The sequence below is a fragment of the Paraburkholderia sp. TE9906 genome, assembly GCF_056279605.1.
On the sequence record NZ_JBWCCT010000002.1, the window covers coordinates 597,019 to 619,489 of the forward strand.

General features: G+C 61.7%; 14 protein-coding genes. 6 read left to right on the forward strand and 8 right to left on the reverse strand.

Annotated elements, in window-relative coordinates; translation table 11 throughout:
• Nucleotides 1–8: 8 nt before the first annotated feature.
• Entirely contained in the window at nucleotides 9–3,215 is a 3,207-nt protein-coding gene (gene ppc / locus ACZ9H4_RS06575) for a phosphoenolpyruvate carboxylase (protein WP_476118517.1), read from the reverse strand.
• Nucleotides 3,216–3,665: 450 nt separating this feature from the next.
• On the opposite strand from ppc, the gene hemC reads away from it, so the two are divergent.
• From hemC to ACZ9H4_RS06590, 3 genes are read left to right on the forward strand one after another with little or no spacing between them, the layout of a single operon-like run.
• Nucleotides 3,666–4,673, forward strand: coding sequence for a hydroxymethylbilane synthase (gene hemC / locus ACZ9H4_RS06580; RefSeq protein ID WP_476118519.1), 1,008 nt, complete (start codon nucleotides 3,666–3,668; stop codon nucleotides 4,671–4,673).
• Complete coding sequence (gene hemDX, locus ACZ9H4_RS06585) at nucleotides 4,673–6,691, forward strand: fused uroporphyrinogen-III synthase HemD/membrane protein HemX (RefSeq protein WP_476118520.1); 2,019 nt, start codon at nucleotides 4,673–4,675, stop codon at nucleotides 6,689–6,691. The genes hemC and hemDX overlap by 1 nt, the downstream gene beginning before the upstream one ends.
• A 2-nt stretch (nucleotides 6,692–6,693) precedes the next feature.
• Nucleotides 6,694–7,884, forward strand: coding sequence for a heme biosynthesis HemY N-terminal domain-containing protein (locus ACZ9H4_RS06590; RefSeq protein WP_476118521.1), 1,191 nt, complete (start codon nucleotides 6,694–6,696; stop codon nucleotides 7,882–7,884).
• Between the two features lie 156 nt (nucleotides 7,885–8,040).
• Here ACZ9H4_RS06590 and ACZ9H4_RS06595 read toward each other — a convergent pair whose 3' ends face one another.
• Nucleotides 8,041–8,445 carry a hypothetical protein gene (locus ACZ9H4_RS06595; RefSeq protein WP_476118522.1) on the reverse strand — a complete coding sequence of 135 codons (405 nt, stop codon included), beginning with the start codon at nucleotides 8,443–8,445 and terminating at the stop codon, nucleotides 8,041–8,043.
• Nucleotides 8,446–9,035: 590 nt separating this feature from the next.
• Between ACZ9H4_RS06595 and ACZ9H4_RS06600 the strand changes: the two genes are divergently transcribed.
• Nucleotides 9,036–9,956, forward strand: coding sequence for a restriction endonuclease (locus ACZ9H4_RS06600; protein ID WP_476118523.1), 921 nt, complete (start codon nucleotides 9,036–9,038; stop codon nucleotides 9,954–9,956).
• A gap of 968 nt (nucleotides 9,957–10,924) precedes the next feature.
• Here the strand turns inward: ACZ9H4_RS06600 and ACZ9H4_RS06605 are convergent.
• From ACZ9H4_RS06605 to ACZ9H4_RS06625, 5 genes are all read right to left on the reverse strand, one after another.
• Entirely contained in the window at nucleotides 10,925–11,902 is a 978-nt protein-coding gene (locus ACZ9H4_RS06605) for a restriction endonuclease subunit S (protein WP_476118524.1), read from the reverse strand.
• A gap of 381 nt (nucleotides 11,903–12,283) precedes the next feature.
• Complete coding sequence (locus tag ACZ9H4_RS06610; protein WP_476118525.1) at nucleotides 12,284–14,605, reverse strand: type I restriction-modification system subunit M; 2,322 nt, start codon at nucleotides 14,603–14,605, stop codon at nucleotides 12,284–12,286.
• A 513-nt stretch (nucleotides 14,606–15,118) separates the two neighbouring features.
• Nucleotides 15,119–16,435: an MFS transporter gene (locus ACZ9H4_RS06615; protein WP_476118526.1), complete on the reverse strand. Its 1,317-nt coding sequence runs from the start codon at nucleotides 16,433–16,435 to the stop codon at nucleotides 15,119–15,121.
• 195 nt (nucleotides 16,436–16,630) lie between these two features.
• Entirely contained in the window at nucleotides 16,631–17,389 is a 759-nt protein-coding gene (locus tag ACZ9H4_RS06620; RefSeq protein ID WP_408141610.1) for an SDR family oxidoreductase, read from the reverse strand.
• 65 nt (nucleotides 17,390–17,454) lie between these two features.
• Nucleotides 17,455–18,894 carry an aldehyde dehydrogenase family protein gene (locus ACZ9H4_RS06625; protein ID WP_408152858.1) on the reverse strand — a complete coding sequence of 480 codons (1,440 nt, stop codon included), beginning with the start codon at nucleotides 18,892–18,894 and terminating at the stop codon, nucleotides 17,455–17,457.
• Nucleotides 18,895–19,199: 305 nt separating this feature from the next.
• On the opposite strand from ACZ9H4_RS06625, the gene ppa reads away from it, so the two are divergent.
• Nucleotides 19,200–19,727, forward strand: a complete 528-nt coding sequence (ppa, locus tag ACZ9H4_RS06630; RefSeq protein ID WP_408141612.1) for an inorganic diphosphatase — start codon at nucleotides 19,200–19,202, stop codon at nucleotides 19,725–19,727.
• Nucleotides 19,728–20,029: 302 nt separating this feature from the next.
• Nucleotides 20,030–22,126, forward strand: coding sequence for an FUSC family protein (locus ACZ9H4_RS06635; RefSeq protein WP_476118529.1), 2,097 nt, complete (start codon nucleotides 20,030–20,032; stop codon nucleotides 22,124–22,126).
• A 16-nt stretch (nucleotides 22,127–22,142) separates the two neighbouring features.
• On the opposite strand, the gene ACZ9H4_RS06640 is transcribed toward ACZ9H4_RS06635, so the two are convergent.
• A complete protein-coding gene (locus tag ACZ9H4_RS06640) occupies nucleotides 22,143–22,469 on the reverse strand; it encodes a GIY-YIG nuclease family protein (RefSeq protein WP_476118530.1) in 327 nt (108 codons plus the stop codon).
• Between the last annotated feature and the right edge of the window lie 2 nt (nucleotides 22,470–22,471).

Here is a 22,471-nt window from a genome sequence, read left to right on the forward strand (position 1 = left end):
GCGCGGACTCAACCCGTATTGCGCAACCCCGCCGCAATCCCGTTGATGCTCAAATGAATCCCGCGCCGTACGCGTGCATTGGTATCGCCCCCGCGATGCCGCTTGAGCAGTTCCACCTGCAAGTGATTCAACGGATCGAGATACGGGAAACGGTTCTTGATCGACCGCGCGAGCAGCGGATTTTCCGCGAGCCGCTCGCTCTTGCCGGTGATCTCCGACAACACCTTCGACGTGCGCTCCCATTCAGCAACGATCCGCTCGAACACATGCTTGCGCAGCTTCTTGTCCGACACGAGCGCCGCATAGCGCGATGCAACGGCGAGGTCGGTCTTGGCAAGCACCATGTCCATGTTCGACAGCAGGTTCGAAAAGAACGGCCACGTCTTGTGCATTTTCTTCAGGAGCGCGAGGCGGCGCGCGCGTTCGGCATCGCTCGGCGCGCTGTCGAGATGCGCGGCCACCGCGCTGCCGAAACCGTACCAGCCGGTCAGCAGCAAACGGCACTGCCCCCACGAGAAGCCCCAGGGAATCGCGCGCAAATCTTCGATCTTGCGTTGCTTCGGGTCCTGCAACTTGCGTGAAGCGGGCCGGCTGCCGATGTTCAGCTCGGCGATCTCCGCGATCGGCGTCGACTCGAAGAAATACTCCTTGAATCCGGGCGTTTCGTAGACCAGCGCGCGATACGAAGCCATTGCCGCGTCGGACAGCTGCTGCATCGTCTCTTCGAACACGGGCAGTTGCTCGGGCGCATTGCCGTGCGGCAGCAGCGACGCTTCGAGTGTCGCGGCCACCACCGTTTCCAGATTGCGCCGGCCGATGTCCGGATTGCCGAACTTGCTCGCGATCACTTCGCCTTGCTCGGTCAAGCGGATCTGGCCATCAACGGTGCCCGGCGGCTGCGACAGAATCGCCTGATAGGTCGGGCCGCCGCCACGGCCGACGGTGCCCCCGCGTCCATGGAACAGACGCAGCGTCACACCGCGCTCGTTGAACAGCGACACCAGCGCGAGTTCCGCGCGATACAACTCCCAGTTCGACGTGAGGAAGCCGCCGTCCTTGTTGCTGTCCGAGTAGCCGAGCATCACTTCCTGCTCGTTGCCCTGATGTTCGATCAGCGCGTCGACGCCCGGCAGCGCGATCAGATCGCGCATGATGTGCGGCGCGTTGCGCAAGTCGGGGATCGTCTCGAACAGCGGGATCACCATCAGGCCAGCGTGAGCCGGATCGTTCACGTCGCCCAGACGCCCGCGCAGCAGACCGGTTTCCTTCTGCAGCAGCATCACTTCGACCAGATCGCTGACGGTCTCCGTGTGGGAAATGATGTAGTTGCGCACCGCGCGCGCACCGAACTTCTGACGCGTGACGCGTGCTTCTTCGAGCACGCCGAGTTCGCTCTTCACGAGGTCCGAGTACTCCGCGTACGGCAGACGCAGCGGACGCGGCTGCGCGAGTTCGGCGAGCAGCACCTTGAGCTTGTCTTCTTCGGAGAGCGCCGCGTAATCGTCCTCGACGCCCGCGCGCTTGAGCAGTTCCGCGATCACCGCTTCGTGGATGTCCGAGCTTTGCCGCAAGTCGATGCTCGCGAGATGGAAGCCGAACACTTCTGCGGCGCGTGCGAGCGGCGACAGACGCGGTGCGGCGAGCGGCGCGCCATGATGCTCGGCGAGCGAATCGATCAGCACGTGCAGGTCGCGCACGAACTCGGACGAGTCGTCGTACGGTTTCGCGCGGATCGGCGCCGCGCCGCGGCCCGCGCTGCGCACAGGCACGCTGCCTTCGCCCAGACGCACGCGCGCGCTCGCCGCGAGCCGCGTGTACATGCCGATCAACGCGCGCCGGTACGGCTCGTCGGTGCGATGCGGCGACTGGTCGGGCGAGGTGGCCGCGAGTTCCTTCAACGCATCGCTCGCGCCGGCCAGCATGTTCGACACCGACAACTCCGCGCCGAGCTTGTGCACCTGCTCCATGTAGTGCTCGAAGATCACCGCGGCCTGGCGCGTGATCGCGTTTTCGAGGGTCTCGGCGGTGACGTTCGGATTGCCGTCGCGGTCGCCGCCGATCCAGCTACCCATCTGGAAGAACGGTGGCAGGCGCGCTTCGAGACCGTGTTCCTTGAGCGATTCTTCGATGTCGGCGTAGAGCGCCGGGATTTCTTCGAGGAAGGTCGAGCGGTAGAACGACAGCGCGTTTTCGATTTCATCGGCCACAGTCAGGCGCGAGTCGCGCAGCATCCGCGTTTGCCAGAGCGACGTGACGCGCGCGCGCAGCATCGCTTCGTTGTGCGCGCGTTCGCGGCTGGTCAACTGCAGGTCGCGTTCGGCGAGCAGCCGCGCGACGTCGTGCTGCGCGTCGAGAATGCTCTTGCGCTGGACTTCGGTCGGGTGAGCGGTCAGCACGGGGACGATCAGCGCGTCGTTGAAGAACTGCTGCAGCACGGGCGTGGCGGCCGCGCCCGCTTCGACGAGGCGTTCGAGCGCATGAGCGATCGTGCCCGGCTGCGAGGTCGAGCCGGCCAGCGCGTGAATCCGGTGACGGCGGTTGCGGTGGCGGTCTTCGGCGATGTTCGCGAGATGCGAGAAGTAGCTGAACGCACGCACCACGCTGACGGTTTGCTCCGGGCTCAGCGAGCGCAGCTTCTTCTCGAGCGTCTGCGCGGCGGCGCTGTCGTCCTCACGGCGAAAACGCACGGCGGTCTGACGGATCGTTTCGACGACGTCGAACACCTCGTCGCCTTCCTGCTCGCGCAGCACGTCGCCGAGCAGACGTCCAAGGTAACGGATGTCCTGAAACAGCGGATGGTCCTTGTTCTCACGCGTGCGGCCGTTGCTTTTCGGCGTGGCGATCGGCGTGTCGGCCGATACGGCTTGCAACGCCGGGGCGCTCGCGGGTTCCGCGACGGCGCTAGTCGCCACTGCTTTGACCTTCGCGGACGAGGCGGCCTTGGCCGGCTTGTCCGCTTTGTTTGCTTTATCCGCCTTGACGGTCTTCAGCGCTTTGTTCGCCTTGACCGGCGTGGAGGTCTTCGCGGCCTTGGGGGCTTTGGCGGCCAACGCGGTTTTACCGGCGCGTTGGCCGGATGTCGACGCGGCCTGGGCTGCGTTGCCGATCCCGGCAGCGGTGGCGGCGGAATTCGTGGGCGCAGCGGCGTCGGCCGCGCGTGCGTTGGGCGATGCAGTGTTGCGGCGGGCAGGGCGCGCCGATCCGGAAGACGTCACGATGGGTTTCCTCAGGGAAGCCAGGGTCTGTTAAGTGATGAACTGCTACTGCGGAACTGCACTTGGAACTGCAACGTGAACTGCACGAAACGGTCTGGACCGATGGCACTACGCCGGAGAGGGGGGCCGCGCGTTCGCACGAACTGCACGAACCACGCGAGGCGCACTTGCTGAGTACACCCCACGCTACGCACCACGCGCGAAGACATGTACGCATGCAGGCGACGCAGGTCGCGCCGCATTGCATCATCCCGCATGCCGGGACACGGTGCGCGAACGACCGTGCGTGAACATGAGCGGGATGGGGCAGGCGCGCGCCGCGCGAAGCCCGTCTCCTCCATCGATACCGCGCCGGCACGGCGCTCCGCTGTGTCTTGAGAGGCAAGGAAGACACCAGGGCGCGTGCTAACATTGATTGTTATTACATCCCGTCATTCGATCAGCAAGCTAATGAACACCGAGACGTTTTCCACGCCACCCCACACGCTTGTGATTGCGTCGAGAGAAAGCCGCCTGGCCATGTGGCAAGCGGAGCATGTGCGATGTGCGCTGCACAAATTATATCCATCTTGTGACGTAAAAATCCTCGGAATGACGACACGTGGCGATCAAATTCTCGATCGCACCTTGTCGAAAGTCGGTGGTAAGGGCTTGTTCGTCAAGGAACTCGAAGCCGCATTGGCCGATGGCCGCGCCGATCTCGCGGTGCACTCGCTCAAAGACGTGCCGATGGAGTTGCCCGAGGGCTTTGCGCTGTCCACCATCATGGAGCGTGAAGATCCGCGTGATGCGCTGGTGTCCAACGAATACGACTCGCTGGCCGCGTTGCCCGCTGGTGCTGTGGTCGGCACCTCCAGCTTGCGCCGCGAGGCGATGCTGCGCATGCGTTATCCGCATCTCGAAGTGCGGCCTTTGCGCGGCAACCTGGACACGCGTCTGTCGAAACTCGATCGCGGCGATTACGCGGCGATCATTCTTGCCGCCGCTGGTTTGAAGCGCCTGGGTCTGGGCGAGCGCATCCGTGCGCTGCTCGATCCGGAGGACAGCTTGCCCGCAGCGGGGCAGGGCGCGCTCGGCATCGAGATTCGCGCCGATCGCGCGGACATGGCCGCGTGGCTCGCGCCGTTGCACCACGAACACACGGCGGCGGCTGTCGAAGCGGAGCGCATGGTGTCGCGCGCGCTCGGCGGCAGTTGTGAAGTGCCGCTCGCCGCGTATGCAAGCTGGCATGACGGCGCGCTGCATCTGCGCGGTATCGTCGCTACGCCTGATGGTCAGCGCGTGTTGAGTGCGCAGGCTTCGGCGCCCGCGCCTACTGTCGAACGTGCGCTTGCGCTTGGGCAGGAAGTGGCGAGCGCGCTCGAACAGCAAGGCGCGATGGACATCGTGGGCGCGCTCAGCACCGCCAGCGGTCCCGCCGCCGCATCACGCGACGACAGCGCGGCGACTGGCGCGTGATGGCAGCCGACATCCCAGGCAACGCTACTTCCTCCGCCGACAAGGCGGCGTTCACGGTCGTGATTACGCGACCGGCCGGTCAGTCGAGTGAACTGATCAAGGAACTCGCCGCCGCCGGCGTCGCCTCGCTCGACTTCCCGCTGATCGACATCGCGCCCGTCATCGACGACGCCCCGTTGCGCGCGGCGCTCGCTTCGCTCGAACGCTATGCGCTGGTCGTGTTCGTCTCGCCGAACGCCGTCGATCACGCGTTCGCGCGCCGCGACGGCATCTGGCCGCATGCGTTGCCGGTCGGCGTGGTCGGTCCGGGCAGCGTGCAGGCACTGGCACGCCACGGCGTCGCGGCCCCGGCGCATCAAGTGATCAGCCCCGCCTCCGCCAACGACGACGAATCGACGAGCTTCGACTCCGAAGGCCTCTATGCAGCGATCGAGACATCGCTAGGCGCGACGAGTCTTGAAGGCAAGCGCGTGCTGATCGTACGCGGCGACGGCGGCCGCGAATGGCTCGCCGACCGCCTGCGCGAAGCGGGCGCCGAAGTCGAAGCGGTCGCTGCCTACCGCCGCATCGTGCCGGAACCATCGATCGGCGGCTGGGCGCGCGTGCACGCGTTGCTCGCGGGCGCGCCGCATGCGTGGCTGCTGACCAGTTCCGAAGGCGTGCGCAACCTGCACGAACTCGCGCAGGAGCACCTGACCGCTGACGAAATCGTGCAACTCAAACGCGCGCCGCTCGTCACGCCGCATCCCCGTATCTCGAAAACCGCGCGGGCATTGGGTTTTGATAGGATTACGGTGTCCGGTGCGGGCGACGAGCGCATTGTCCGCGCGCTGCTTGCCGCCGTTCCGCCCGTAGTTCAACCGGTACCGTCCAACCCGGCTCAATCACCGGCTAAATCACGCATGACTGAAACGAACGAATCCAAGAACGCTGCTCCCCAGCCGGCCGCGAGCACCCCGTTGCCGCCGAACCAACCCTTCACGCCCTACGAAGCGCAAAAGCGCCGCAACGCGAGCATGCCGCTGTTGTGGTTCGTGGTGGTGATCATCGCTTGCGCGGTGGGCGTGGCGGGCTTTGCGCTGAACCGCAAGCTGGAGCGCACCGAGCAGCAACTCGCGCAACGCCAGCAAGCCAACGACACCCAGGCGAACGAACTGCGCATCAAGGTCGAGCAGGCGCTCGCGACCGTGCATCAGGCGGATGCGCAGGTCGCGCAGGTGACCGGCAAGCTGGCCGATACGCAAGCCGCGCAGCAGGCGCTGGAACAGCAATATACGGACCTCGCGCGCAATCGCGACGACTGGACGCTCGCCGAAGTCGCGCAGATGCTGTCGGCCGCGAGCCAGCAATTGCGGCTCACCGGCAACACGCAGCTCGCGCTGTTCGCGCTGCAAAGCGCGGACACGCGCCTCGCCGCGTCGGACAGCACGCAGGTGGCCGCCGTGCGCAAAGCCATCGCGCTGGACATCGACAAGCTGAAGGCCGCGCCTTCTACCGACCTCACCGGTCTCGCGATCAAGCTCGACAACGCGATCGACCACATCGACGACCTGCCGCTCTCCGGCGAAGCGCCAATCCCGCACGCCACACCGCGTGCGGCCACGTGGGCCGACACCGAGAAGGTGGCCGCGGCCACCGGCAAGCCGCGCTGGGAAGTGTGGTTGAAGGAAGTGACCACCGGCATCGGCGACCAGTTGACGAGCCTCGTGCAGGTGCGCCGTATCGATAACGCCGACGCGATGCTGACCACGCCCGATCAAGGCTACTTCGTGCGTGAGAATCTCAAGCTGCGTTTGCTGTCCGCGCGACTCGCGCTGCTCTCGCGCAACCAGACCACGCTGAAGTCCGACCTGCAGGCGGCGCAGGGCGCGCTCACGCGCTACTTCGACAGTTCGTCGAAGCAAACGCAGACCGTGCTCGATCTGGTCAAGCAGGTGGATGCGGGTTCGGCCGCGGTCGAATTGCCGAATCTGGACACGAGCCTGCAAGCCGTCAATCAATACCGGAGCCGAGGTTAATCATGGCGATCCGGGGACTTCTATGGCTGGCGTTTCTGTTCGCCATCGCGGTGGTGCTGGCGGTGGCGGGGCGCTTCGACACTGGGCAGGTGCTGCTGATCTATCCGCCGTACCGCGTGGACATTTCGCTGAATCTGTTCGTGGTCGGGCTGGTGGTGCTGTTCATCCTGCTGTATGCGCTGTTGCGCATCATCCGCAATGTCTGGCGCATGCCGCAGCGCGTGGCCGCTTACCGTGCGCGCTCGCGTGTCGCGAAGGCGCACGCCGCGCTGCGTGACGCGATCGGCAACCTGTACGCGGGACGTTTTTCGCGTGCCGAAAAAGCCGCGAAGGATGCGCTCGCGAACGGCGACAACAAGGGCGCGGCCGGTTTGATCGCGGCCACGGCCGCGCATCGGATGCATGAATATGCGCGGCGCGACGAATGGCTCGCGAAGATCGACGAAGCCGACTGGCAGGACGCGCGCCTGATGGCCACCGCCGACATGCGCGCCGACGGCCGCGACGCGGACGGCGCCTTGACCGCGCTGACCGAAATGCAGTCGCTGGGCGCGCGGCGCATTCACGCGCAGCAGATCATGTTGCGCGCGCAGCAGCAATTGAAGAACTGGGGCGAAGTGCTCAAGCTCGTCAAGACGCTGGAAAAGCGCGAGGCGATTCATCCGGCGGTGGCGGTGCGTCTGCGTCAACTGGCGGCGGAGAACCTGTTGCGCGACCGGCGTCATAACGCGGATGCGTTGCTGGAGTTGTGGAATTCGCTGTCGGCGACCGAGCGTCATTCGCCGCGTCTTGCCGATCTCGCGGCTGAATTGCTGGTGGCGCTGAATCGGCCGCAGGAAGCGCGCAAGATCGTCGAGGAAGCGCTGGCGCAGAATTGGGATGCGCGGTTGTTGCGGCGTTATCCGGATACGGCGGGGGGAGATGCGTTGCCGCTGATTCAGAAGGCTGAGGGGTGGCAGAAGGATCGGCCGGAAGATGCGGATTTGATGTTTGCGTTGGGGCGGTTGTGCCTGCATCAGCAGTTGTGGGGGAAGGCGCAGTCGTTCCTTGAGCGGGCGTTGAAGCTGGCGGATAACGAGACGTTGCGGATTCGTTCGCATCGGGCTTTGGCGCGGTTGCATGAGCAGCTTGGGGATAGCGATAAGGCTAGTCAGCATTATCGGGAGAGTGCGTTGGCGATGAATATTGTTTGAGGGGTGGGTGCTGGTGGTGCGTGCGCCGGACGTTTGTGATTGTTGGCGTACTGCTGTAAGCCCCTCGGAGCGCTAGTCGATGGCCGCAGCTTTTGCTGCGGCCATTTGTTTTTGTGCTGGCGGTTGGCTGTTGTGTGTGGGGGCTGATTGGGTTGCTTAGTGCGGGGCAGGGGACTGGTGCTGCTGCACGGCGGTCGAGGTCGCTTTGGCTCTCTGCGATGCTTCAGCCAGCAAGTTCGCCGCATGCTGCGCGGTGAGGTGGCTGCGCGGGACGCCCTTCGCGTCGAGTGCAATCACCTGGAACAACTCGCGGTCGCATTCGAGTTCCTGCTGATACTGCTCGGTTGTGTCCAGCAGCAATTCGAGTAGCGTTTGGCGGCGCTTTCTTTCATCGCGCGTAATTGCAGGATTTCTGACTATTGAGGTCGCGAGTGTGATCAAGGTGTCCAGTTGACCCACCTGCCGGTCGCATAAATCGAACGCGGAAAGGGCAAGCTTTTCGTACTGGAGGGCGTCGACTGGGGGACGCGAAGCCGGTTGATTTTTGATGGGCCCGGGCATGGTGTGATCTCCCTGTTGCTGCTTTGGATCGCCCGGACACTTGCCTTGTTTGCGGAAGGGGTGAGCGGGCACGTGGCGGGGTTAGCAGACCGGCGTTGTGTCAAACCGGCGAGCCTTGCGGCTCCCCCACCACAGCCCGCCCATAGAACTATAGACGTGCAGAGGTAGACGCATTCCCACCTGGGCGGGAATGCGGACACAACGGTCAGGCTGCTAAACCTGGTCACTGGGTGTCTCCCTGCGACTTGGCAATTATAAGGGAGGGGGCTGTCTCGGATTTAGTCCTGTGCTTAAATGTTGGGATTGGCCGAAGGGATAAGGGGGAATAGGGCAGGAGAGACAATTTGATGGGCTGTCGATTTCAGCCGCAAAGTTGGTGGCCGACGCTTCGGCGTCACGATCGTTAACGTTCCATGCGATCACGGCTACGCAGAATGGACGCTCTCGGGCTGGAGTCGACCCGAAACTGACTGTTCGCCATGGCACTAGGAACGACGTGTACCAAAGAAGACTGGGGGTTAAGAGGTATGATATTACCCACCACAAGGCAGCGCCGCATCGGTGCCGCTTGGATAAATTGACTCTCGACAATGGCCGTTCCTGATTTTCAGACTTTGATGCTGCCCGTCCTGCGTTCATCCGCAATGAGCGAAGTAAGAATTTCGGATGTCGTTCAGTCATTGGCTGACAAATTCCAACTGACAGAGGACGAGCGATCAGAATTGCTTCCATCCGGAAAGCAGACTACCTTCGCCAATCGTGTGCATTGGGCCAAAAGTTATCTGGGCAAGGCAGGGTTAGTCGAGTTGACCAAACGAGCACACTTCCAGATAACTGACCGGGGGCGTGATGTATTGGCTAATCCGCCTGAAAAGATCGACGTTCACTTTCTGGAGCAATTTCCAGAGTTTGTACTGTTCCGGGAGGCCGGCAGTGGTACCGACAACGCCGGAAAAGCCTCCCCGGCGGTCGAAGCAGTTCAGGCGAGTGGCATGACGCCAGACGAAATCATTCGAAAAGCTCATGCAGAGCTGGACGATGAACTAAGTCTTGATTTGCTGGCGCGTGTTATTGCGGCCCCACCGCAGTTTTTTGAGCGCCTTGTGGTCCAGTTACTGCTTGCCATGGGTTACGGGGGTTCCACAAGCGACGCTGGTCGAGCGTTAGGCAGGAGTGGCGACGGCGGTGTTGATGGAGTTATTGACCAAGACGCGTTGGGCCTGGATCGTATCTACGTGCAAGCCAAGCGGTACTCGGATGGAAATAACATCAGCTCAGGCGCGGTCCGTGATTTCTTCGGATCACTGGATCGCTTCAAGGCAGCAAAGGGACTTTTTGTTACCACCTCGGCCTTTTCGGCTTCTGCAAGAGAGACAGCTGATTTCCTCAGCAAACGTATCGTCCTAATCGACGGTCGCCAGTTAGCGAAGCTGATGATTAGGTACAACGTTGGCTGTCGTGTTGAAGAAACCATTCAGTTGAAGAAGATTGACGAGGAATTTTTTGAGTAGTCTTCGAACGGTCGTTTATTGAGCGACGCCGACACCTAAACGCCCGGACAGTGGCGCACGCGAACGACGTTTCACGGCTCATTACTGCCTCGTGCCGTTGGCAGGAGTCGGCCGGCATTTGTCGAAACACTGTGTGCTGCAGCAAAGCGGATGCTCCTTCGTACACCGACTCAAAGCCTCAGCGGTAGATCACTGCCGAGGCCCACGACCCAACGCTCCCTTCCCCGCGTGCCTACCGTTCAGTTCTCTTTCTAGCCGGTGTCGTTTGCATAGCCGACGTAACCGCCCACAATTGAAAATATGGCTATCAATGCAAACCAGGCAATGAAGAAGGTGTTTTCCGATGTGCGCGAAGCATCGAACAAACTTCCTTTGCCGTGCAGGACGAAGACACCAAACAGATACAGACCAAGCCACGCAAGGGCAGTAGCTAGGACTGCTCCTACGGCGGCACTACGACGATCTTTACTAGTTTCATCTTGCAGGAAAGAAAAGAATCGCTTTTGACTTTCGGAAATCCGAGTTGCGGCCCCCGGAAGTGTCAGAGACGATATTTGCCCAGTGCAACAACTTCATGTCCCTGCGCCTAACGAACAACTCTGATCAGACCTAGGTGCGGCTCTTTCCTGCCAATGCCAATGCGATCACGGAGATTCTGCCGAATCTGGCTCAGGGCGAGTGCGTGGCATGCTGCTGCCGGTAGTGATGAAGATGCCGTTTCCAGTTTCTGAACCACATTCGCAAAGCGTAAGGGTTCGTAAGTTGTGGTCGAGGCGTGGGCATTTCCAGTCAGCGCACGCTCAAGCAGTAGCGAAACTACGACTGGCGTTATACAAGGCTCACCGCCTGATCGAGAACTTCCTCGTCAGGCATTAAGCAATGCTGGGCTATCGTTATTCGCTACGACAAAACCTGCGTTAGCTCCCTCGGGGGCCATTCAGCTTATATGGTTCAATTGAAGACGAGCGCTAGGACACCGTACCAGTGATGATGTCGCGCTCGATCTCGCGCAGCATCGCCACACGGTATAGGTCGATCGAGGTGCGCTCCATCTCGACGGCGCGGCGTTTGGCCAATACGCCATCAACAATCGCTTTCTGTGCGTGAGGATCGGGTAGCGGTATAACAAGCCCTTCTAGGAAATTAGCTGGAACGCGTTGTTGGCCCGCCGATCCTATGAAGTAATGCACTGCGGCGCGGCGGACCATATCTAGACGCAGCAAAACCCATAGGTATTCAGGAAGCGCTTTCTTGGGATCGATGGATCGGATGACGTGAAATTCGGTGGATCCGAAACCAACGCCACCTTTCAGGTTCCGCGCAACAGCGCTCTTGCCGTTCTCCATGCAAGGGGTAATCTTTGCCCAGATAACATCACCGTCTTCGAAGGAGGTATAGCCTTTTGAGACTTCCTCAACCAGCGCTTCCTCGCCCGTTTCAATAGTCCCGGATCGTTCGGATACTGCTTCCATTGGCACGAACGATACCCTCGAGCCTTCCTCGATCATGTGTGTCCGCCGCTTCGGATTGACCTCCGCCACAGAAGACAACGGCACCCGCTGCCAACGGCGTGAACCGAGCAGGTCTTCGAGCGCCCAGCGTTGCCGATTAAAACCAACCCCCCAACGATCGATTTCGTCTAACTCCTTCGCATAAACCTTTGGACGCGGAGCGATTGTGTTGACTTCGATGCCGGCTGCAGCTAATACGTCGGCGACCAACGCGGACTCATGCGCAGCAATCCGTTCTTCCGCCTTGGCAACTCGTTGGTGCAACCCCTTCCACTTCTTAACCATCGCGACTTGGAAGTCTTGAGTCCTTAGTGGAACTGGGATTTCCATGAGGTTACGCGCGTAGAGACGCTCCTTCACGGCACCTACACGATTGACGTGCACCATCAAGTTGAAGAACGGCATCTTGATAAGGGCTTCGACATAGTCCGGCAAAAAGATCTGGATCTTTGATGCGCCAGACTTGGTACTCAGGGCTAGTTAGTGCGTCCGGTTCTACGTTCGGCACCCGCCCTAGGGACCCCACGTTTGCACGGGTCGGATTATGGAAGAACCAGTCCTTTTCGATGCGTTTGTAAGGTACTCGAAAGTCGACGCCCTTTTGCAAATGGCTCGGAAATACACCATCCTTCTTGCTCACACCATAGACGGGCCAATCATGATCGGGCTTATCAAAGGCTCTGACCAAGATTGATTGCTCTTCAACGAACTTCCCCATGGGCACAAAGTCCGGGTGTTGGTCCTTGAAAATGGCCGCTTGGGCACCTTTCAGATCCCAACGCTCGGAAGTTTCATCAAGCCATACTCCAAACGCTTTCACAACGATTTCCCCTCAGCTTGTGCAGCATCCAGGAACATCTTGGGGTCTTGAACGAACTCTCGGTAGAGTTCCAACGCAGTCTTAGTTATGCCGGCGGGAACCCGCGGGTTCGGGAACAACTCGTTGTCATCGGCCGCACCGGTAGCGGTAATCCCGACGTGATCGGCCTCGTACATAAAGATTGGATAGCGAGCCTTCTTGCGCAGGCGTTGGCGCGCATCAAGCTCTACTTCTGACTCTATGACTCGAAGGGTCCGGGTAGCGACCTTTTTTTGCTCCTTTCTGCTTTCATTGGCATCGCGTGCTTTGACTGATGCCGCTGCCTTCTGCTCGGCGGTTTGCTTCTTCAATCCTACTAAGAAGTCGGCCTGTTTAGCGAAGGGCTTCGCCAAGATAGCTTCTAACTCTTCAATGTCGGCTTTTCGTGCTGCCCGCGCGTCGGCGTGCGTCTGCTCAGCCCACGCATCATATTGGCTTTGTTCAGGGACGCTAAACTTTCTCAGGAACAGAAGGGAGGTCTTGACCGTGGCGCCGCTGGCCGCGAATGTATCTGCCGGAAGACTGACGACTGCAAGGATTTTCGCCTGATCTTCGACGAAGTGTCGGACATAAGCCGCAGTGGGGTTGTTAAACACACTTTCGGGTAGCACGATGCCGAGTCGTCCGCCGGGCTTCAGGAGATTAAGGCATCGCTCGATGAAGAGCAATTCGGTCTTGATCGAACCTTCGGCAGCCGGCAATTCAAATAGCGATGCAATGGGCTTATTGACGGCGGCCTTTAGCGCTGCACGCGCTTGCCGGTACGGCTCTTTATAGAGGCGCTCGTAGTGCTCCTCGACCTCCTCTGGCAGCGCGATGTCATTTGCGAGAATTTTCTCATCGCTCTCCAGCTTGGAGCCAAACGGCGGATTGGTCAGGATAAGGTCGAAACGCGATTCAAAGATCCCATTGACGTTCAGAAACCCGTTCCAGTGATGAACGCCACCATGCCCGTCACCGTGCATGATCATGTTCATCTTGCTGGTGCGGGCCATCCGATCATTCTTGTCTGTGCCGAAAATGCACTCATTGGCCAGCTTCCAAGTGCGAGACTTAGGCAATCGCTGGTCCAGTTGGGCCTGTATTTCGTTGTATTTGTTGAGAAGAGCCTTCGCACGCTCCTCCGCAGACATTGCCTTTTTCTTCCGAATGTCGGCTTCGTAGGCTCGATATTCGTCGTCCGCCGACCGAAGGATCTTTTGTCGGACAATCTCGAACGACCGGATCAGAAATCCGCCGGAGCCAGCAGCAGGATCACAAATGATGTCGCCCTCTTCGGGTGAGAGCATTTGGATCATGAATTCGACGATGGGGCGAGGCGTGAAGAACTGGCCGATTTCCCCGCGAAACGTCCGTCCAAGGAAGCGCTCGAACGCAATTCCTTTGATGTCCTCGCTCGTGTCAGACAGGTTGTAGCTCTGAAGGAGGCGAACGATCTCGCGACTAGTCTCAGGGCGCAAGTTAATTCGTTCGTCGGTATGAAAGAGCGCCGCCTTTTCATAGTGCCGCTTGGTCTTGGCGAACAAGTCGTTGATCGGGTCGTCGCCCACTTGGTCGTCGAGGAATTCGACGGAGAAAATGTTCTTGCGGCGCTTTTTGTCCTTAAGCTCGCGCTCAACCCATACCTTCACGAACAGAATCTTGGCAGTCTCGTCGAATGCCTTCGTTGGATCATGAGACTCTCGGTTGCGAATGACGTCATGGCACCGCTGGAGGAGATCCGCGAATTCTTCCTCCTTGAAGATACGCAACTTGCTAATGAGCTCTTCGACTTCACGATCGGACGCGTCCGCGTGCGGGATATTCTCGATCTCGTCAAAGTTGGGCATCATCCGGCCGTGGTCAACCCTCCAGAACTTGGTCTCCCGGTTGTTGTGAGTTACAAAGAATCGAGCCTTACAATACTGGGCGTAGTTAGCGCCCTGCGTGTACGTTCCCGCATCGATCTGGACGTTGTCGGCCTTACACTCGACAACGATAAAGGGGTGTTTCGTTCCCACCTTGTCAGCGGGGGATCGCCAGATTAGGAAGTCGGCTCGAGCTTGACCCGATCCACGGTTCGTGACGGGAATTTCCTCCCCGATTTGGTCAAGCGTAAAGCCATATTCGTTGACTAAGACACACAGATAGGCCTGACGGACGCCTTCTTCCGGAGTCTCGACCAACCACTTGTTGCGCAAAGGACTGAAAATCCGGGCCGTTGTCACGTCCCGCTGGACGCTGAGCGGCTGCGGCGTATGCGCCTCAGGAGCTGCCTTGTTCTTTTTGGCGGTGGCCATCTGATACGAGTTCTGTTGGGATCAACCCAGTATTCTAGCAATAACGACGAACGCGCCACAGCAGCCTCTCACAACGAGAAATTCTCCTGACGTGGGAAGAAACGTTCGATGACCGCTCCAACTTGCTCATCACCTATCCCACAAGAGCTCATCGGGATTGTGTGGATCAATATCGGCGACTTTGGTGCAGTCGAGATACTCGGCATCAATCAATTCCGCAAGTGCAACGGCGCTTTGAACAGATCAACACGTGGATCAGCTTCTTCACATGCAGAAGCGTGCGGCCCATCGCCCGTTGTTGGGTGTATCGCAGCTATTCCAATGGTGGGTTGCCCGAATCCCTAAACGACAGGTTACGGCCGACTACTGCCCCAAGCAGTTTGCAGCAGTCGGCCCGCGTTTGTCGCTCGATGTTTCTTCGGGTAAGCAGCCGTTTTCAACAGTAAAGCGGCCTCCTGTTCACACACCAAAGCTCCGGCGATAGATTGCCGTCGACGCCTGCACCTAGGCTACTCATTTATTAACCATCCTAGCCGGCACACTAATCGCAAGCAGCCCACCAAGAACCATAAACGCCGCCAACATATACATCCCCGAATCATTAGCCTGAGTAGCCTGCTTCAACCACCCCACCGCATAAGGACTAAGAAACCCGGCCAGGTTGCCGATCGAATTAATCATCGCAATCCCAGCCGCCGCCCCGGTCCCCGCAAGAATCGCCGTAGGCAAACTCCAGAACAGCGGCAGGGTAGTGAGAATGCCCATCGTAGCCAGAGTAAGCGACGCCATCGCCAACAAGGTGTTATGCGCCCACACGACAGAAAGCACCAACCCAACCGCCCCCGCAAACGCCGGCAACGCAATATGCCAGCGCCGCTCCCTCTGCCGATCCGCACTGCGGGCAACAAGCACCATCGCGACAACCGCCGCCGCAAACGGAATCGCCGACAACAACCCGATCATGAACGCATCAGTCACGCCGGTCGCCTTAATAATCGTCGGCAACCAGAAGCTCACCCCATACAAGCCCATCACGAACGAAAAGTACGTGAGGCTGAACATCAACACACGCCCATTCGTGAGCACCTGACGAATCGGCATGTCATGCTTGGTCGCTTCTTCCGCCGACACTTGCCGCTCGAGCAACTGCTGCTCTTCCTTCGTCAGCCACTTGGCCTTCGAGATGCGATCGTCCAGCATCACAAACACCATGACCCCGACGATCACCGACGGAATCCCTTCGAGCAGAAACAGCCACTGCCAGCCATGCCAGCCGTTCGCGCCGTTAAAGGTCTTCAGGATATAACCCGACACCGGCCCGCCGATCACCCCCGACAGCGCGATCGCCGTCATGAACCAGGTGGTCATGCGCCCGCGCCGATGCGACGGATACCAGTAGGTGAGGTACAGAATGATCCCAGGAAAGAACCCCGCCTCGGCGAGCCCAAGCAGAAAGCGCATCACGTAGAACATGGTCGGCGTGGTGACGAACATCGTCAGCATCGAAATGATGCCCCACGACACCATGATCCGCGCAATCCACACGCGCGCGCCCACCTTGTGCAGGATCACGTTGCTCGGAATTTCGAAGATGAAATAGCCGAGGAAGAAAATCCCCGCGCCGAAGCCGTACACCGCATCGCTCAGGCCGAGGTCGCTCGTCATCTGCAACTTGGCGAAGCCGACGTTCACGCGGTCCAGATACGCGACCACGTAGCACAGCATCAGAAGCGGCGCGAGCCGCCAGGTGACCTTCCGGTAGGTGGCCTCTTCGAAGGTGGACGGCGCCCCTGCGCCGGGGTGCTGAAGCGGATTTGCAGGACTAGCCATGATGTCTCCTCTTTTCTTGTGGAATTGAAGTGCGGACAACTGGAACCGATTCTAGCCGCGCCCGGTGCTTTGCATGACGAATCAATACCGGGGGAAAACACTGACTCCCGCGCAGCCGCGCGTGAGCGGGCTGCGCGGGCGGGCGCGGTTACCGGGTGTGGTCGTTGCGCCCGTCACGTCGAGCCAGCCGCGCCGTTATACGCAGCGCCCGCCGTCCACTTCGAGGCACACGCCGGTGATGAACTCCGCCTCATCCGACGCCAGATACAGCGCGGCATTGGCGATATCCTGCGGCGTCGAGAAGCGCCCAAGCGGAATGCCCGCCAGAAAACGCTGTCGATTTTGCGGCGTATCTTCGACGCCCATGAACTCGGAGAGCAGCGCCGTTTCACCCATCACCGGATTCACGCAATTTACGCGAATCCGGTCCGGGCCGAGTTCGACCGCAAGCGACTTGCTCGCGATGATCACCGCTCCCTTGCTGCTGTTGTACCAGACGAGCCCCGGACGCGGCCGCACACCCGCCGTCGACGCGATGTTGATGAAGCAGCCGCCGCCTTGCTCGCGGAAATACGGCACGAACTCCTGCACGCTCCAGTAGATGCTTTTGACGTTCACCGCGTAGACGCGGTCGAACTCGGCTTCGGTCACTTCGAGCACCGGCTTGTTGCGATGCGTGGTCCCCGCGTTGTTGACGACGATCTGCACGCTGCCGAAGTCTTCGAGCGCGGCCTCGCGCAGCTTGCTCCAGTCGTCCTGCTGCGCGACGTTGCCCGCCACCGCAATCGCCTTGCCGCCGGCCAGCGCGATTTCGCTCGCGACACGCTCGGCGGCCGCGCCGTTCAGATCGTTGACCACCACGTTCGCACCTTCGCGCGCGTAGGTCTTCGCGATGCCTTCACCGAAACCCGAGCCGCCACCCGTGACGATGGCCGTTTTACCTGTCAACCGCATGATGTCTCCGTTGCTTGTTGTAGAGGGTGATTCTTGCCTGCGTGAATCGAAGCGGGATGCCCGCGTCAGCCGTGCCGGATCGCGATGGTCTTCAGCACGGTGAAGCCGTACAGCGCTTCGAAGCCTTTCTCGCGTCCGTGGCCCGAATGCCTGACGCCGCCGAACGGCAATTCGACGCCGCCGCCCGCGCCATAGTTGTTGATGAACACCTGGCCGGAGCGCACGCGTCGCGCGAGACGCATTTGCCGCGCGCCGTCGCGTGTCCAGATACCGGCGACGAGCCCGTATTGCGTGCCGTTGGCGAGCGCGAGCGCTTCGTCTTCGTCGGCGAAGGACATTGCGGCGAGCACCGGGCCGAACACTTCGTCGCGCGCGAGGCGGTGGCTTGCGGGCACGTCGCGCAGCAGCGTCGGCGCCTGATAGAAGCCGCTTTCCGGCGCCTCAGGAATCACTTCGCCATGCGCGGCCATCGCGATGCCGTCGTGCTGCGCATCGGAGAGGAAGTCCCACACGCGCTGCTGCTGTTTCGCGCTGATCAGCGGACCGCAGTCGAGATCGGCCTGCGAAGGGCCCACGCGCAGCGAGTTGAACGCGTTGCCGAGCCGGTCGAGCAAAGGCTCGTAAATCGCCCGGTCGATCAGCACGCGGCTGCCCGCCGAACAGGTTTGCCCGGCGTTCTGCACGATCGCCGAGACCAGCACGGGCAGCGCCGCGTCGAGATCGGCGTCGGCGAAGACGATTTGCGGGGACTTGCCGCCCAGTTCCAGCGTGACCGGCACGTGGTTTTCAGCGGCCATTTGCGTGACCAGCTTGCCGGTTTCCGGCGACCCGGTGAACGAAATGTGATCAATGCCTGGATGGCTCGCGAGCGCCGCGCCCGCTTCATGGCCATAGCCGGTGACGATGTTCAGCGCACCGGCGGGCAAGCCCGCCTCGGCGGCTAGTTCGGCGACGCGCAGTACGGAGAGGCACGCATCTTCGGCGGGTTTGACGACGCACGCATTGCCGGTGGCGAGCGCCGCGCCCACGCTGCGCCCGAAAATCTGCATCGGATAATTCCACGGCACGATGTGGCCGGTCACGCCGTGCGGCTCGCGGATCGTCAGTACCGTGTAGCCGTTCTGATAAGGCAGGGTTTCGCCGTGCAGCTTGTCGGCGGCGCCCGCGTAGAACTCGAAATAGCGGGCGAGGGCGGCGGAATCGGCGCGCGCCTGCTTGAGCGGCTTGCCGGTGTCGCGGGCTTCGAGCTGCGCCAGTTCTTCCTGGCGCGCGGCCACCAGCATCGACAGCCGGTACAGCACGCGTCCGCGTTCGGCCGCGCTCGCCGCGCCCCACGCGCCTTCGAACGCGCGCCGGGCGGCGTGCACGGCGGTGTCGATATCGGCCGCGGTGCCGCGCGCCAAGCGCGTGAACGGCTGGCCGTCCGAGGGATCGAGCACGGCGATCGTGTCGCCGCCGGATGCGGCGGACCACTCGCCGCCGATGAAGTGTCGAGCTTCTTCCATGCATGCTCCTTGATGTTTCGCGCGAGCCGTGTCCGGCGACGCGGTGTTCACAAACGAGAGATACAAGTGACGCACAAGCAATCGGGTGAGGCAAACGCGTGACGCGAGCGGGCGACGCAGAACGATTATCGCGCCGATCCCGGGCCAGGTGCCAACGGCCGAGCGGCTATAATGGCGCATTCCGCACTGTCCGGTGCGCAATGACGCTCGACGCAAGGTCCACACGAGATTCACGCAGGTCCTGCAAACTCGAGCCAGCGCGCCGCACGCCGTGTTCCGACTTCCATCCTGATCAGAGAGCGCTCATGAGCTTCAATCACGTCCCCGCAGGCAAAGACCTTCCGCACGATTTCAACGTCATCATCGAAATCCCGGCGCAAAGCGATCCGGTGAAGTACGAAGCCGACAAGGAAACGGGCCTGCTTCACGTCGACCGTTTCATCGGCACCGGCATGCGCTATCCGGCGAACTACGGTTACATCCCGCAAACGCTGTCGGGCGACGGCGACCCGGTCGACGTGCTCGTCATCACGCCGTTCCCGCTGCTGGCTGGGTCGGTCGTGCGCGCACGTGCGCTCGGCATGCTGCAGATGACCGACGAGTCGGGCGTGGACGCGAAGCTGGTCGCCGTCGCGCACGACAAGGTCTGCCCGATGACCGCCGACCTCAAGTCGATCGACGACGTCCCGGCTTACCTGAAAGACCAGATCAAGCACTTCTTCGAGCAATACAAGGCGCTGGAGAAGGGCAAGTGGGTGAAGGTCGAGGGTTGGGCGGGCATCGAAGCCGCGCATAAGGAAATCAGCGAAGGCGTCGCTAACTTCGGGAAGTAAGCGTGCTGGATGCCGGTTGATTGGCCGGCTGCTGTTCAAAAAGACCGCGCGAGTCCGCAAGGGCCGCGCGGTTTTTTCTTGCGCGTTGCCAAGCGTCGCTTGCCGGGTGATAGGCATGGGCCGCCACTCTGCGTAGGCTGTGGGCTGCGCGCATAGACGCAGCGCATCATGCGGATGAAGCGAAGGCATTTTTATATTTAGGTGTAAACCCTTATCATCGCCGCAAGCCATCGGCTGGATCAGCGCGCGACGTAGCGTGAACCGCAACACCCCAAGACGCGTTTTCAGGAACCACCGCCCGGATGATGAACCGCAAGCCCCACCCATCGACGTCATCACGCTGGTCGAGCCGCCTGTACGCGCTCGTCGCGACGATCTATCGCAAGCGGCCGGTCTGGATGGTGTCGTTCGCGACGAGCGAGGCCAGTCTGTCGGAAGGGTTGAGGGCGGCGTGCGCTTCCACGGCGATGCTCGCGGTGGGCAACCTGCTGCACGATCCGATTTTCGCGTGGGCGGCGATCGGCGCGTTCTGGACCTGTCTCGCTGATGCCGCCGGTTCCAACCGCGCGCGCTTTGCGTCGATGATGGGCTTCGCGTTGCTCTCGACGTTGTGCGGCGGCCTCACCTCATTTGCCTCCGGCGCTGGGGCGGGCTTCGCGGCGCTCGCGGTGCTCGTGTTCACGACGCTCGGCGCGTTCGGCCGCATCTGGGGCGCGCCCACTTCACAGGTGACGATTCTCGCGGCCACCGCCTGCGTGGTGATGGTCGACCGTCCGATGCACGACGTGCGCGCCGGTCTCGCGTTTCTCGGCGTGTATCTGGTGGGCTGCCTGTTTGCCGTCGCGCTGAGTTTGAGCGTGTGGCGCATTCATCCGTTCGGCGCGAGCCGCTCGACGCTGCGCGCGGTGTATCTGCGGCTCGCCGACATCGCATTGGACAGCGCGCGTTTGCTGGAGCATCGCGCACCGCCGCGCGAATGGGCCACGCATGCCGCGAAATTCCGCGCCGATGCGCGCGCCGCGCTGGAGCGCTCACGGGAGGCGCTGGCGAAGGTGCCCGCGTCGCGCACGAACGGCCGGCAGGTCTACGACACGCTGCTCGGCTTGCTGACCGATGGCGAAGCGCTGTTCGCGTATCTGATCGCCGTGTCCGGCGCGAGCGAGAAAGTCCCCGACGATGCCTGGCGCGCGAAGCGCGCGACGCGCCTCCTGAGCGCGCTCGGCGAAGTACTGCGTGCGATCGCCGCCGCGACCAGCGACGCGCGTTGGGACCGGATCGCAGAGTTGCAGCAGCGCTTGCGCCGTCTCGCGACGCGCCTCGAAAGTGCGTTGATGGAACCCGTGAAGCTGCAGTCCGATTTCGAGCTGGTCGATTTCGCGCCGCGCTATGCCCAGCCCGAATCGTGGAGCGACAGCGCGGCCCGTTTCGCGGCGCGCACGTGGGCGACGCTCAAGGCGAATCTGTCGAGTGAGTCGGTCGGCTTGCGGCACGCGGCGCGCGTCGGCGTGACAACCACGGCGGGCTTTCTGGTGATTCGCGCGCTCGGGCTGCCGTTCGGCTACTGGGCCACGATGGCGACGCTGCTGATCCTGCAACCGTCGATTTCCGCGACCTGGCCGCGCAGCATCGAGCGCGCGGCGGGCAGCATCGTCGGCGGAGTGCTGGCGGCGGGGATCGGCTACGCGATTCATTCGCCGCTCGGCATTTCGCTCGCGGTTTTCCCGCTGGTGATGGCGACGATGGCGCTGCGGCCCGTCAGCTATAGCCTCTTCGTACTGTTCCTCACGCCGACCTTCGTGCTCGTCGCCGACTTCGCGACGCCGGGCGCCAACGAATTTTCGTTCGCGCTCACGCGGCTCGGCAACAACGTGCTCGGCTGCGTGCTCGCGCTGCTCGCGACTTTCTATCTGTGGCCGACGCGCGAGAAGGCCGACTACCGTGCTTATCTGAGCGATGCGGTGCGTGCGAATGTGGCGTATCTGCGTGCCGCGCTGGAGTCGCCACATCGCAGCGCGAAGGACATGGAGCGTTTGCGCCGCGCGGCCGGTCTCGGCAGCAATAACGCCGAAGAAGCGATCGGACGGATTCGCCTCGAAAAACTCGAAGACTCGCTGGTCGATACGGTGACGCTGACGGTGCTCAGCCTGTTGCGCCGGATGGCCGGGACCGCGACGCAGTTGCGTCTGAGTACGAACCGGCGCGACCGGCACGATGGACTCGGCGAATGGGTTGCGCAGGTGAGCGCCGATATCGACGCGGCGTTAAACCGGACCTTGCGGCCGGTTCGGCATGAGCTTCCCGCGCGGGACACGTTGACGTCGCTGGAGGCCGATGCGGTGGGCGAGCTGGCGCGGATGCAGCGATTGTTGACCGAGAGGATGCGGGAGGCGAGGGGGTAGTGGGGAGGAGGGTGAGTCACGCGGCGCCACGTTCCTCCTGATCCTCTTCAACGACAACCGGTTCGGGCTCGGCCGCCGGCACCACCGATTCAATCGTCCGCAACCCCGCCGCCAGCGCGCGCTTATCGACCGCCGACAAGCGCTTGACCCAATACTCCGCCCGCGACGCGCTCGACCGGTCCGCGAGTTCGAACGACGCGAGCACCCGCACCGGTTTGCGTGAGCGCGTATAACGCGCGCCCATGCCGCTCACGTGCTTGTCGAAACGCGCCTGCACATCGACGGCGATGCCGGTATAAACGCTGCCGTCCGAGCATTCGAGCAGATAAAGAAACCACGCCATAA